General features: G+C 40.1%; 11 protein-coding genes and 2 rRNA genes. 5 read left to right on the plus strand and 8 right to left on the minus strand.

The features are described 5' to 3' along the window. Positions 1-30 precede the first annotated feature (30 nt). Positions 31-369 carry a Grx4 family monothiol glutaredoxin gene (locus tag V7783_RS03565; RefSeq protein WP_064665960.1) on the minus strand — a complete coding sequence of 113 codons (339 nt, stop codon included), beginning with the start codon at positions 367-369 and terminating at the stop codon, positions 31-33. Positions 370-645: 276 nt separating this feature from the next. On the opposite strand from V7783_RS03565, the gene V7783_RS03570 reads away from it, so the two are divergent. The 4 genes from V7783_RS03570 (at position 646) to V7783_RS03585 (ending at position 6,181) form a co-directional block, all read left to right on the plus strand. Further along, positions 646-1,227, plus strand: a complete 582-nt coding sequence (locus tag V7783_RS03570) for a Fe-Mn family superoxide dismutase (RefSeq protein ID WP_192542656.1) — start codon at positions 646-648, stop codon at positions 1,225-1,227. 178 nt (positions 1,228-1,405) lie between these two features. Further along, complete coding sequence (locus tag V7783_RS03575) at positions 1,406-3,328, plus strand: PrkA family serine protein kinase (protein WP_335677574.1); 1,923 nt, start codon at positions 1,406-1,408, stop codon at positions 3,326-3,328. Between the two features lie 30 nt (positions 3,329-3,358). After that, a complete protein-coding gene (locus tag V7783_RS03580; protein ID WP_335677575.1) occupies positions 3,359-4,645 on the plus strand; it encodes a YeaH/YhbH family protein in 1,287 nt (428 codons plus the stop codon). A 21-nt stretch (positions 4,646-4,666) separates the two neighbouring features. Further along, the gene (locus V7783_RS03585) at positions 4,667-6,181 is read left to right on the plus strand and encodes a SpoVR family protein (RefSeq protein WP_335677576.1); all 1,515 of its coding nucleotides are present in this window, start codon (positions 4,667-4,669) and stop codon (positions 6,179-6,181) included. A gap of 57 nt (positions 6,182-6,238) precedes the next feature. Here the strand turns inward: V7783_RS03585 and V7783_RS03590 are convergent, their stop codons facing one another. Further along, a complete protein-coding gene (locus V7783_RS03590; RefSeq protein ID WP_335677577.1) occupies positions 6,239-7,210 on the minus strand; it encodes a sensor domain-containing diguanylate cyclase in 972 nt (323 codons plus the stop codon). Positions 7,211-7,214: 4 nt separating this feature from the next. Continuing rightward, the gene (locus V7783_RS03595; protein ID WP_335677578.1) at positions 7,215-8,219 is read right to left on the minus strand and encodes a response regulator; all 1,005 of its coding nucleotides are present in this window, start codon (positions 8,217-8,219) and stop codon (positions 7,215-7,217) included. Positions 8,220-8,426: 207 nt separating this feature from the next. On the opposite strand from V7783_RS03595, the gene tpx reads away from it, so the two are divergent. Next, a complete protein-coding gene (tpx, locus tag V7783_RS03600; RefSeq protein WP_335677579.1) occupies positions 8,427-9,008 on the plus strand; it encodes a thiol peroxidase in 582 nt (193 codons plus the stop codon). Positions 9,009-9,075: 67 nt separating this feature from the next. Here the strand turns inward: tpx and adk are convergent, their stop codons facing one another. The 5 genes from adk to V7783_RS03625 form a co-directional block, all read right to left on the minus strand. Further along, the gene (gene adk, locus V7783_RS03605) at positions 9,076-9,720 is read right to left on the minus strand and encodes an adenylate kinase (RefSeq protein WP_064665952.1); all 645 of its coding nucleotides are present in this window, start codon (positions 9,718-9,720) and stop codon (positions 9,076-9,078) included. Positions 9,721-9,898: 178 nt separating this feature from the next. Next, a complete protein-coding gene (gene htpG / locus V7783_RS03610; RefSeq protein WP_335677580.1) occupies positions 9,899-11,812 on the minus strand; it encodes a molecular chaperone HtpG in 1,914 nt (637 codons plus the stop codon). Between the two features lie 135 nt (positions 11,813-11,947). Next, positions 11,948-12,661, minus strand: coding sequence for an RluA family pseudouridine synthase (locus V7783_RS03615; protein ID WP_335677581.1), 714 nt, complete (start codon positions 12,659-12,661; stop codon positions 11,948-11,950). A gap of 294 nt (positions 12,662-12,955) precedes the next feature. Continuing rightward, positions 12,956-13,070, minus strand: a 5S ribosomal RNA gene (gene rrf, locus V7783_RS03620). A 194-nt stretch (positions 13,071-13,264) separates the two neighbouring features. Further along, a 23S ribosomal RNA gene (locus V7783_RS03625) occupies positions 13,265-13,660 on the minus strand; the annotation flags it as partial.

Genomic DNA, 13,660 nt, shown 5'->3' on the forward strand with positions numbered 1-13,660 from the left:
TTTTAATTCGATTAGTATATAAACCAAACGTTATTCTGCGTCAGCTTCTTTGTACTTAGCTGCTGTTTCAGTGATCAGTGGTTGTAATTCACCACGTTGAAACATTTCAATGATAATGTCGCAACCACCGATTAATTCGCCATCAACCCACAGTTGTGGAAATGTTGGCCAATTAGCATAAGCTGGTAATTCAGCACGAATATCAGGGTTTAGTAAAATATCAACATAGGCAAACGGTTCACCGCATGACATTAATGCTTGAGATGCTTGTGAAGAAAAACCACAATTTGGTAATTTAGGCGATCCTTTCATATAAAGGATAATTGGATTTTCAGAAATCTGCTGTTTAATTTTATCAATGGTTTCCATCTACAACCTCAAAAGTGACGATAGCTGAACATATCAAGGCTTGAAAAATTTTCATTTAGCCTCATATATGTATCTTAAAGTGGGCAAATAAAGCCGCAATCGAAATAGTCTTGCATTTGCACTGCTGTTTGGCATTGCTGTTTGCTAAAACTTGAGTAAAATACTCAACAATTATAGTAACACTATAATCCCATTTGGTATAGGCAACTACCCTGTTTGAACAGGTATTACCTATTACTATTTGGACTATCAACCAAAAGAAGATGGAGATAAAAAATGGCATTTGAACTACCGTCACTACCATATGCAATTAACGCACTTGAGCCACATATTTCACAAGAAACGCTAGAGTTTCACCACGGCAAACACCACAATACTTACGTGACTAAACTTAACGGTTTGATCCCAGGTACTGAATTTGAAGGTAAATCACTTGAAGAGATCGTATGTTCTTCTGAAGGTGGCGTATTTAATAATGCAGCACAAATTTGGAACCACACTTTCTACTGGAACAGCCTAGCGCCAAATGGCGGCGGCGAAGCAACAGGTGCTGTTGCAGATGCTATCAATGCCAAATGGGGTTCTTTTGCAGCATTCCAAGCAGCTTTTGATGACAAAGCGGTTAATAACTTCGGTTCTAGCTGGACATGGTTAGTTAAATTAGCAGATGGCTCTTTAGACATCGTTAATACTTCTAACGCAGCAACACCACTAACTCAAGACGGTGTAACACCTATCCTAACTGTGGATCTGTGGGAACACGCTTACTACATTGATTTCCGTAACGTTCGTCCAGAATACTTAAAAGCATTCTGGTCGCTTGTTAACTGGGAATTCGCGAACGCTAACTTCGCATAATTGATTGCTCGTTTTGAGCAAGCTTAATTTAAAAGACGCTTCGGCGTCTTTTTTATTTTCTCACATAAATTTTTAATTTTATTGCACAAAAATCTAAATTCATGACTAAGCTTTAAATAACCTTTGCTTCTTTTTTAATTTGTAAACACCTAGTTTAAGCAGGTTTTCGGAGGTCTCTATGAGTATTTTTGAGCATTACCAAGCACGATACGAAGCGGCACAAGAAGAAGAGTACAGTATCGCTGAGTTCTTAGAAATTTGTAAAACTGATAAATCGGCTTATGCCAGCGCACCTGAAAGACTATTAGCGGCCATCGGTGAGCCAAAGATGGTCGACACATCCAAAGATGCACGCTTGAGTCGGTTATTTTCAAACCGAGTGGTTGCACGCTACCCCGCCTTTAATGATTTTTACGGGATGGAAGACGCCATTGAACAAATCGTTTCCTACCTAAAACATGCCGCGCAGGGCCTTGAAGAGTGCAAACAAGTGCTTTATTTACTTGGACCTGTAGGCGGTGGTAAATCTTCGATTGCCGAAAAACTCAAATATTTAATGCAACAAGTACCCATTTACTCCATTAAAGGCTCGCCAGTTAATGACCATCCACTGTCGTTGTTTGATCCAAACGAAGACGCAGCGTTGATGGAAAAAGAATACGGCATTAAACCCCGTTATTTAAAAACGATTATGTCACCATGGGCCACTAAACGTTTATCTGAGTTTAATGGTGATATTAGCCAATTCAGAGTAGTTAAGCGCTATCCTTCAATATTAAATCAAATTGCCATTGCTAAAACCGAGCCTGGAGATGAAAACAATCAAGATATTTCTGCATTAGTGGGTAAGGTGGATATTCGCCAGTTAGAACATTTTGCTCAAAATGATGCTGACGCATACGCTTATTCAGGTTCTTTATGCCTTGCAAATCAAGGTTTAATGGAGTTTGTTGAGATGTTTAAAGCACCAATCAAAGTGCTGCATCCATTATTAACAGCCACCCAAGAAGGTAACTATAACGGTACTGAAGGGATCAGCGCTCTGCCCTTTAGCGGTATGATTTTGGCTCACTCAAATGAATCAGAGTGGCAAACCTTTAAAAACAATAAAAACAATGAAGCATTTTTAGACCGTGTTTACATCGTAAAAGTACCTTATTGTTTACGTGCGTCTGAAGAAGTAAAAATCTACGACAAACTATTGGAGCACAGTGAGTTATATAATGCCCCATGCGCTCCCGGCACACTGGAAACATTGGCAAAATTTACCACTTTGTCACGGTTAAAAGATCCCGAAAATTCCAGTATCTACTCAAAGATGCGGGTGTATGACGGGGAAAGCTTAAAAGACACCGATCCAAAAGCGAAATCGTATCAAGAGTATCGTGATTATGCCGGTGTTGATGAAGGCATGACTGGGCTTTCGACCCGCTTTGCATTTAAAATTTTATCCCGCGTATTTAACTTTGACACCCTTGAAGTAGCTGCAAACCCAGTGCATTTGTTCTACGTATTAGAGCAACAAATCGAGCGTGAACAATTCTCAGCTGACGTGGAAGAACGTTATCTGAGCCACTTAAAAGGCTATTTAATTCCGCAGTATGTTGAGTTTATTGGTAAAGAATTGCAAACCGCGTACTTAGAGTCTTATTCTGAATATGGCCAAAACATTTTTGACCGCTATGTCACTTATGCTGACTTTTGGATCCAAGATCAAGAATACCGAGACCCCGATACCGGCCAACTATTTAACCGGGAAGCTTTAAATGCTGAACTTGAGAAAATTGAAAAACCGGCGGGCATTTCAAATCCAAAAGATTTCCGTAATGAAATAGTCAATTTTGTGCTGCGGGCACGTGCTCACAATAATGGTAAAAACCCATTATGGACTAGCTATGAAAAACTACGCACTGTGATTGAGAAAAAAATGTTCTCAAATACCGAGGAGCTTTTACCGGTTATTTCATTCAATGCGAAAACATCCGCAGAAGATCAGAAAAAACACGAGGACTTTGTTAATCGCATGGTAGAAAAGGGCTATACCCAAAAACAAGTACGTTTGTTATCTGAGTGGTATTTACGAGTTCGTAAATCACAATAACAATCAAACTGAAGTATTTTAGGGGGCTTTATGGCGCATTTTATAGACCGTCGCCTGAACGGTAAGAATAAGAGCACGTTAAATCGTCAACGTTTTATCAGGCGCTATAAAAAACAAATAAAAGAAGCGGTATCCGATGCGATAAATAAACGTAGCGTCACTGATACCAGTAGTGGAGAAAGTATTTCAATTCCACAACGGGATATCAGTGAGCCAACCTTTCACCAAGGTAAAGGAGGTGATAGAGAACAAATTCATCCTGGTAATGATCAATTCTCAACCGGTGATAAAATACAACGTCCGCAAGGTGGTCAAGGCGGTGGTGGCGCCGGTGAAGGCGAAGCGAGTGATTCTGGCGAAGGCGAGGATGATTTTGTTTTTTCAATTTCAAAAGATGAGTATTTAGATTTATTGTTTGAAGATTTAGAGCTGCCTAACCTACAACAAAACCAGCTGGATAAACTCGTACAAATGAAAACTCATCGCGCTGGGTTTTGTAGCGATGGTATGCCTAGCAACATTGACATAGTTCGCTCTTTGCAAGGGTCGCTGGCAAGGCGCGTAGCAATGGCTGCGGGTAAAAAGCGTAAATTGGCTGAATTACAAATGCAGCTTGCATTATTAATGGCTGAGGAAAAACCTGATATCGCGGCAATTGCATTACTTGAGCAAGAAATTACCGCTTTGCAAAAACGCATTGGCGCTGTGCCCTTTATTGATAATTATGACCTGCGTTTTCGTAATTACGAAAAGCAACCACACCCAACCAGTAAAGCGGTAATGTTCTGTATTATGGATGTGTCGGGCTCTATGGATCAAGCCACTAAAGATATGGCTAAACGCTTTTATATATTGCTCTATCAGTTTTTAACGCGCAGTTATAAAGACATTGAAGTGGTGTATATCCGCCACCACACCCAAGCTAAAGAAGTCGATGAGCAAGAGTTTTTCTATTCGCAAGAAACCGGCGGTACGATTGTCTCCAGTGCTCTAAAACTAATGAATGAGATCATCTCAGAGCGTTACCACGCCGGCGAATGGAATGTCTATGCGGCGCAAGCATCAGATGGTGACAATTGGGCTGATGATTCACCGCAGTGTGGCGAAATTTTACGTAATAAACTCTTAAAAGACGTGCGTTATTATGCCTATATTGAGATCACTACGCGTGCCCATCAGAGCTTGTGGCGTGAGTATCAAACTATTTGTCAAACTCATAGCAATTTTGCTATTCAGCATATTCGTAATGTTGAAGATATTTACCCTATTTTCCGTGAGCTATTTAAAAAGAGTCGTCAACACCAAGGTGCAGCTTAGGCTGTACAGCGAGGTATTTATATGACCGATAAACGAATGAGTGATGGGCCAGATTGGACATTTGAGTTATTACAGCAATACCAAGATGAAATAGCCCGTGTGGCTGAACATTATCGTCTCGATACCTACGTCAATCAAATCGAGGTGATCACTGCTGAACAAATGATGGATGCCTATTCCAGTGTTGGCATGCCAATTGGTTATAGCCATTGGTCATACGGTAAAAAATTTATTCAAACTGAGCAAAACTACAAACGCGGCCAAATGGGCCTCGCTTACGAAATTGTAATTAATTCCAATCCTTGCATTGCCTATTTAATGGAAGAAAATACCCTACCAATGCAAGCATTAGTGATGGCACATGCCTGCTATGGTCATAACTCATTTTTTAAAGGTAACTATTTATTTAAAACCTGGACGGATGCCAGCTCAATTATTGATTACTTACTGTTTGCTAAAAATTACATTGCTCGCTGTGAAGAAAAGTACGGCATTGAGGAAGTCGAAAACTTAATTGACTCATGCCATGCATTAATGAATTACGGGGTTGATCGTTATAAACGGCCACAACAAATTTCTTTATTTGAAGAACAAAAACGCCAACAAGAACGCGAAGATTACTTACAATCCCAAGTAAATGAGCTATGGCGCACGATCCCATCACACCAGCAAGAAACAAAAAAACGGGAGCGACACTTCCCCTCGGAGCCACAAGAGAACATTTTATACTTTATTGAAAAAAATGCCCCGCTTCTTGAATCTTGGCAGCGAGAAGTGATCCGTATCGTACGTAAAATATCCCAGTATTTTTATCCGCAAAAGCAAACACAGGTGATGAATGAAGGCTGGGCAACATTTTGGCATTATACAATTTTGAACCACTTGTACGATGAAGGAAAACTCACTGATTCGTTTATGTTGGAGTTTTTACAAAGCCATACAAATGTTGTGTATCAACCCCCTTACAATAGTAACTATTATTCTGGCATTAACCCGTATGCGCTAGGCTTTAATATGATGGTGGATATTCGTCGTATCTGCGAAAACCCGACAGAAGAAGATAAACAATGGTTTCCTGATTATGCGGGCAGTAATTGGCTAGATACGCTACATTTTGCGATGGAAAATTTTAAAGATGAAAGTTTTATTAGCCAGTTTCTATCGCCAAAATTGATCCGTGATTTTAAACTCTTCACTATTATTGATCACGAAAAAAATCCTAACCTTGAAGTCGGTGCCATTCACAATGAAAGCGGTTATCACGCTGTACGAGAGGCTCTTTCTGCACAATATAACCTAAGTAATAGAGAACCTAATATTCAAGTTTATGATGTTGATATTAGGGGAGACCGCTCTTTAACCTTACGGTATGTACCACATCAAGGTATTCCACTGGCTAAATCTCATGATGAGGTATTAAAACACCTGTATAGACTGTGGGGGTTTCAAGTAAAATTGGAGCAAGAGTCAACTTCTGGCGAGATGACGACACTTGGACAGTGTCCATCGGACGATTCTCGTCATACTACGCTGTAGCGATAAATTGTTCGAGGTAATAAACAAAAAATGACGCTATTCGCGTCATTTTTAGTATTAAGATTCGTTTATATCCCGATAAGCCGTGACACAGTTTCTGCCATTTTCTTTTGAGAAATAAAGGGCTTTATCCGCCGCTTCAATCCACTTTTCATGGCGTTCAAAGCTATCTTGAAAACAAGCAAAGCCGATACTAATGGTCATTTTAATTTGCTGTCCATCAAAATAGAGAGACGAGTTTTCAATTAGACTACGTAAGCGCTCTGCAAATATTTCAGCGCCTTCACGATCCGTATCCAATAAAGTCACCGCAAATTCTTCACCACCGTAACGCCCAGCTATATCAGTTTCACGTAATGCTTTACGTAATAAATCGGCAATGTTGCGCAGTGCTTCATCACCACAACGATGGCCGTATTCATCATTCACTTTTTTAAAGTGGTCGATATCAAACATTAATAACGTGCTGCAGCCTGCACTGCGTTTTATTCGCAAAAACTCTTGGCGAAGGGTGTTTTCCCAATGCCCACGATTAGATAATTGTGTCAGCGCATCTGTTTGGCTCATTTGTTCCAGCTTACGGTTAACTTCTTCTAGCTCTTTTTTGTTAACTGCAACATCAGTCACATCATAAATTATGATGCAAATATGACCTACTTCACCCATTGTATTTGACAACGGAATAAAGGTTGCGTTTTGATACATGTGATCTGCTTTACCGGTAATCGGTCGGTAATTTTTAAAACGGAAAATATACGGCTGCTGTTCCCAAATCGTAAATGAGCGGTTTTTTAAAATAAATACTGACTCTGATTTACTGCGAAACCACTTTTCATCTATTGATGGAAATAAATCAAACAAATCTTTATCTTTCACTGCGCTAGGTAGCAGACCTGAATGGTTTTCCATAAAGCCATTCCAAATACACACTTTATAATCTCTATCTAACACCACTAAGCCAATGTCAACGGTGTTAAACATATCCATTAACCAATGGATTTCATTCATATTAAAATCAGCAGCAGGCATAATGTTAGTCTTCTAGTAGGTAAGCAACTTTGTATTTCAAAGTTTTTAGTGAGTCTTCAGTAAACAACAGCATTAAATCACAATTTATATTGTGATCTTCAATACCATAGCTAATTTCTATGGCTAAGGTACGTTGCCAGCGTGATTTGTTCGCCTTCACTAAGTCAGATACATCGCAATGTTGCCCTAGCACGACTGGATGACCCTGACTGAACGTCATGTCTAATTGTCGTGATAAACCCGTTAAAATTGCACCGATCAAAATGTTACTAATATCCATTAGTAATTCCAGCTCAACTTTAGTGTTAAGCTCACCTTGATAATCCATCAAAGACGCTATTTCTTTAAAGCTTGAGTCATTAAGTAGTAATAAGGCTTCACCAGAAACACCACCACCAATAAAGCCTTGGCAGACGCCAGAAGTCGTTGCATTAGCGTCAATTGAGCGCAGTGCCATATCTAATTCGTTTACTTCAAGAATATTAACATTTGGAATGGGCAACTCTACAAATACATTCAGCAAGCGGGCCAGTAAGTCCCCTGCTTGACCCATAGCAACATTGGTAAGCTCTTGATAAATATCTCTAACATCGGGGTCAACTTGCTCACCTAAACGGTGTGATAGCCGCTCACGCATGGCTTTATCTTTAATGCCATGATGTTCAATAATATCGGCGAGTTTTTGCGCATCGCAGGGTTTTTGAATGAAGTCGATAGCGCCAAGTTCGATCACTCGTTGATGGGCATTAGGTTGAATATCACCTGAAACCACCACAGTTAACACATTCAAATCTAGCTTTTGGATTGCTTGCAGTACTTCGTAGCCATCCATTTGTGGCATATTTAAATCGAGGAATAATATTTCCGGGTTTAATGCTTTAATTTGCTCAATACAATGCACGCCGTCTTCAGCAAACTCAACTTTAATATCCCAATCATCGGGCAACGAACGAGCTAGCTGACGGCGCGCAAGTTTAGAATCATCACAAATTAGAACCGATGTTGGCATAGTGTCTCTCTAATCGCTTACATTGGAGCAATAAATACTGAGTCCAATGTTGCTTTTATTTTTATTAGTAAGGTACAAACAGTATCATTGCTTCATGTTAATCAATGTAACCATCTATTACAATTTTAAATTGAACTAAACGCTTGGTGTACATAGGTGATTATAATACACTCAGGCTAATTGCGTTAACTCTAAAGGAAATACCTTATGCTTCGTTCACTCACTTTTGCTTTAAGTGCATTTTGCTCAATGGCTTTTGCAGCCGACATGACTGAAAACACCCTTGATGCAGGCAAAGTATCAGCACAATCTAAGCCAATCACTTTATTAGGACAAGGTGTAAAACTAGGCGATAAAGCACCAGATTTCAAAGTAGTTGATGGCTCTTTTACACCCATTACCTTAGCGGATTATCAAGGCAAGGCTATTTTAATCAGCGTTGTGCCAAGCCTAGATACGGGGGTGTGTAGTATTCAAACCAAACATTTTAACGAAAAGGTTGCATCGCAATTTCCAAATGTAGCCATGCTCACCATTAGTGCTGATTTACCGTTTGCACAAAAACGTTTTTGTAAAGCCGAGAACATCGATAAAATTACTGCGTTATCTGATTCAGTTTGGCGTGACTTTGGTCAAAACTATGGTCTGATCATCAAAGATATGGGGCTGCTTACCCGAGCCGTGTTCGTATTAGATGCAAGTCATAAAATTGTTTATAAACAGTTAGTCGCTGATTTATCAACAGAGCCAAAATACGACCCGGTGTTGAGCGCATTAAGCGCATTGTAATTTATTACTTAATGAGTAAATAACAAACATAAAAAACCGCCAATCGGCGGTTTTTTTATTTATTAGACTAACCTAGTAATTCAGCAAGTTGCTGATTAACAGCTTCAACTGCTTGGGTACCATCTAGTTTATGATATTGCGTGTTACCCGCTTGCGCTTCTGCTTGGTAATAATCAACCAATGGCATTGTTTGCTCATGATAAATACCTAAACGCTTACGTACCGTTTCTTCTGTGTCATCGGCGCGGATAATTAAATCTTCACCAGTTACATCGTCTTTACCTTCCACTTTTGGCGGATTGTAAACAACGTGGTAAACACGACCAGATCCAGGATGAACGCGACGTCCTCCCATGCGATCAACTATAATTTCATCAGCGACATCAAATTCAATAACGTGATCAACAACTACGCCATTTTCTTTCATTGCATCAGCTTGTGGAATGGTACGAGGGAAACCATCTAGTAAAAAACCTTTCTCACAATCCGCTTTAGTAATACGCTCTTTAACAAGGCCAATGATGATGTCATCAGAAATTAACTGACCTGCATCCATTACTTTTTTTGCTTCAAGACCCAGTGGAGTGCCTTCTTTAATTGCAGCACGTAACATATCACCAGTAGAGATCTGTGGAATACCGTACTTGTCCATCAAAAACTGAGCTTGAGTGCCTTTACCTGCACCCGGCGCGCCCAAAAGAATAATGCGCATATCATTGTCCTCGGTTGATACTAATCAAAAGAAAAATCAGCAGATCAGTATGATTTATTTTAAAGCCTGAATTCTTCCATAAGCTGCGCAGATACTCAAGCAACTTATACCAATTGATTACAAACATAAAAAAGGGAACCGAAGTTCCCTATTTACGTAAATACTATTCTTGGTGCTACTACTTGCTCAAATCTAGCATTAATTTATTTAGGCGAGTCACAAAACCTGCTGGATCCTTTAATGTACCGCGCTCTGCAAGCAAGGCTTGGTCAAGCAGTACATGTGACCACTGAGCAAATTTATCTTCGTCTTGTTCAACATTTAAATGCTTCACAAGTTGGTGCTCAGGGTTAAGCTCAAAAATTGGTTTTGCTTCAGGGGCAGCTTGACCAACTGACTCCATTAGCTTTTGCATCTGTGAGCTCATGTCGTTATCATCAGCAACAACACAGGCTGGTGAATCAGTCAAACGATGCGTAAAGCGTACATCTTTAACATTTTCGCCAAGTGCTGTTTTGATACGCTCAACTAAGCCAGCAACTTCTTTTTCAGACTCTTCTTGCGCTTTTTTAGTTTCTTCATCGTCTAAGTTACCTAAATCTAAATCACCGCGGGTAATAGACTTAAATGGTTTTTCAGCAAACTCGGTTAAGTGGCTCATCATCCACTCATCAACACGGTCACTCATTAACAGCACTTCGATACCTTTCTTACGGAAGATCTCTAGGTGTGGAGAGCTTTTCGCTGCTGTGAATGAATCAGCAACAACGTAGTAAATCGCGTCTTGTCCTTCGTTCATGCGCTCAACATATTGCTCTAATGATACATTTTGTGCCTCTTCATCAGTGTGTGTTGAAGAGAAACGCAGTAACTTAGCAATCGCTTCTTTGTTCGCTGCATCTTCAGCAGGACCTTCTTTGATCACTTGACCAAATTCATTCCAAAATACTTGGTAATCGTCGGCTTTATTTTTTGCCATACGCTCAAGTAATTTTAAAGTACGTGACGTACAGCCCTTACGGATTGCTTGCGTAACTTTGCTATCTTGTAAGATTTCACGCGATACGTTTAGTGGTAAATCATTTGAATCAAGTAAACCTTTAACAAAACGTAAGTAGCTAGGCATAAATTGCTCAGCATCATCCATTACAAATACACGTTGTACATACAGTTTTAAGCCACTTTGACGATCGCGATTCCATAAATCAAATGGTGCTTTTTTAGGGATATAAAGTAAGCTAGTGTATTCAGTTTTACCTTCAACTTTATTGTGAGCCCAGCTCAGTGGATCTTCCCAATCATGGCTTACATGCTTGTAAAACTCTTTATATTCGTCATCAGATAGCTCTGATTTATCACGCGTCCACAGTGCCGTAGCGCGGTTAATACTTTCCCATTCTCCAGGGACAGCTGGAATTTTTTCGCCATCTTCACCTTCAGACTCTGGTACTTCTGCTTTGTACATTTGTACTGGTGTAGAAATATGATCTGAGTATTTAGTGACGATACTACGAAGGCGCCACTCATCAGCAAATTCTTTTTCATCTTCACGAAGGTGTAAAGTGATTTCAGTCCCACGGCCTGCTTTTTCAATTTCTTCTAGCGTGTATTCGCCCTCACCCTGTGATTGCCATTCAACGCCTTTTTCTTCACCAGCTTTGCGAGTACGAACAGTTACTAAGTCTGCAACGATAAATGCAGAGTAAAAACCAACACCGAATTGACCAATTAGTTGTGAATCTTTACTTTGGTCGCCAGTTAAGTTTTTGAAGAACTCAGCTGTGCCCGATTTAGCAATCGTACCTAACGAGCTGATCACTTCATCACGGGTCATACCAATACCGTTATCTGAAATAGTGACAGTATTTTTTTCTTTATCGGCACTAATACGCACGCGTAAGTCTGCGTCACCTTGGTATAGTTCACCATTTGAAAGTGCTAAAAAGCGTAATTTATCAGCCGCGTCAGAGGCATTTGACACAAGCTCACGTAAGAAGATTTCTTTATTAGAATAAAGTGAGTGAATCATTAAGTTTAATAGTTGTTTAACTTCTGTTTGAAAGCCTAATGTTTCTTTTTGTGCTGCAGTCATTTATATATCTCCAATTTGCAAAGTGTCTGCGTTATGCACTTAATATGGGGCGCGGTTCGTTAACTTCAAGTCAAAAGAGTAAAAAAGTAAGCTATAGCAGGAGAAACTCGGAAGTTAAGTTGTTTACCCTTGCAATCAAAATGGCTGCGGGCAATGGAAGTGTGTTTTCATAGAGCTTCGTGGGTGTACGAAAAATAGATCGCTGGCATGTAATTGCAAGCGTTCAGCCTGTTGTTGGCTATGTTGATTTTTATACAGGTCACAACCAACAATTGGGTGCCCTATACTGTGACTGTGAATGCGTAATTGGTGTGTACGCCCCGTTACAGGGGTAAATTGCACTAACGTTCGCTGCGGTGATGTTAAGCGCTGTAATACGATGTAGTCACTGACTGCGGTTTTTCCCGTCTCATTACAAATTTTAACTAATGGAAAGAGTAATTTATCTTTAGCTATTGCAGCGTTTATTTGGCCTGCGTCATTTAATAACCAGCCATCCAACATGGCTATATAGTGCTTTTTAATTGTCCCAGCTTGAAATTGCTTATTAAGCTGCTTAGTTGATTCAGGGTTAAGGCCTACAATCATAATACCTGAAGTACCATAATCTAACCGATGCGGCAATTTAGCGCTTGGGAATGCGGCTGTAATTCCTGGCTGCCCATGCACTAGGCGATAATGCACGGAATCCCAGTTAGCTGGGTTTTTACCAGACAAACTCAGTAAACCACTGGGTTTATTGATCAATAAAATATCATCGTCTTGATATAAAATTTCCACACACTCATGGCAAACCGATGCAATAAAGTCATCAACAATAAGCTTAGATTTAGAGCTACAATCAGACATTTAATTCCTTACTGTGATTTAGTACATAAACCAAAATAATTAGCGCTAGAATTCAGCGATGAGTACGAAAAGTTCTTATTGCACTATTTTAAAGCATATTTAAATATGTGAAAGAAAAGCTTTGGCTTAGTCATGACGTTCTTTTATCCGTGGGTATCAGATACTCAACCCACGCTACGGTGGTCAGGTTGACGCTGTGCAGCTGATAGCTGACGGCTCAAAGCTGAGCGCTATACTTTATTTTAGACAACAAAAAACCCGTTACATTGCTGTAACGGGTTTCTCTTATTTGGAGCCTGGCGATGACCTACTTTCACATAACAAATGCTACACTATCATCGGCGCTGTTTCGTTTCACTACTGAGTTCGGCATGGGGTCAGGTGGGTCCAAAACGCTATTGTCACCAAGCAAATTTGGTATTAATTCGCTCTTCGAGCCAATTAATTAAAATTTGGAAAATGGCTGATAATTGTTTTCTTACAACTTTAAGCTTTTCGCTTACAGCTGCCAGTAAATCTACTTTAGTTGTCGCGATAAATCACGACCTACAATCTTAACTTCTTCGCTTGTTTCACTATCACATAAAACGCGTTTGGCGTTGTATGGTTAAGCCTCACGGGTAATTAGTACAAGTTAGCTTAACATATCACTATGCTTCCACATCTTGCCTATCAACGTTGTAGTCTTCAACGGCCCTTCAGAGACTTTAAAAGTCTAGTGAGAACTCATCTCGAGGCCTGCTTCGCGCTTAGATGCTTTCAGCGCTTATCAGTTCCGAACGTAGCTACCGGGCAATGCCATTGGCATGACAACCCGAACACCAGCGGTTCGTCCACTCCGGTCCTCTCGTACTAGGAGCAGCTCTTCTCAAATATCTAACGCCCACGGCAGATAGGGACCGAACTGTCTCACGACGTTCTAAACCCAGCTCGTCCTATGGTTATCTATGAGTCAATGTTAATTAACCTTGATACCTTAGACATTCATGCACCTACGTT

The organism is Pseudoalteromonas sp. (assembly GCF_036960685.1).
Lineage (GTDB): Bacteria > Pseudomonadota > Gammaproteobacteria > Enterobacterales > Alteromonadaceae > Pseudoalteromonas.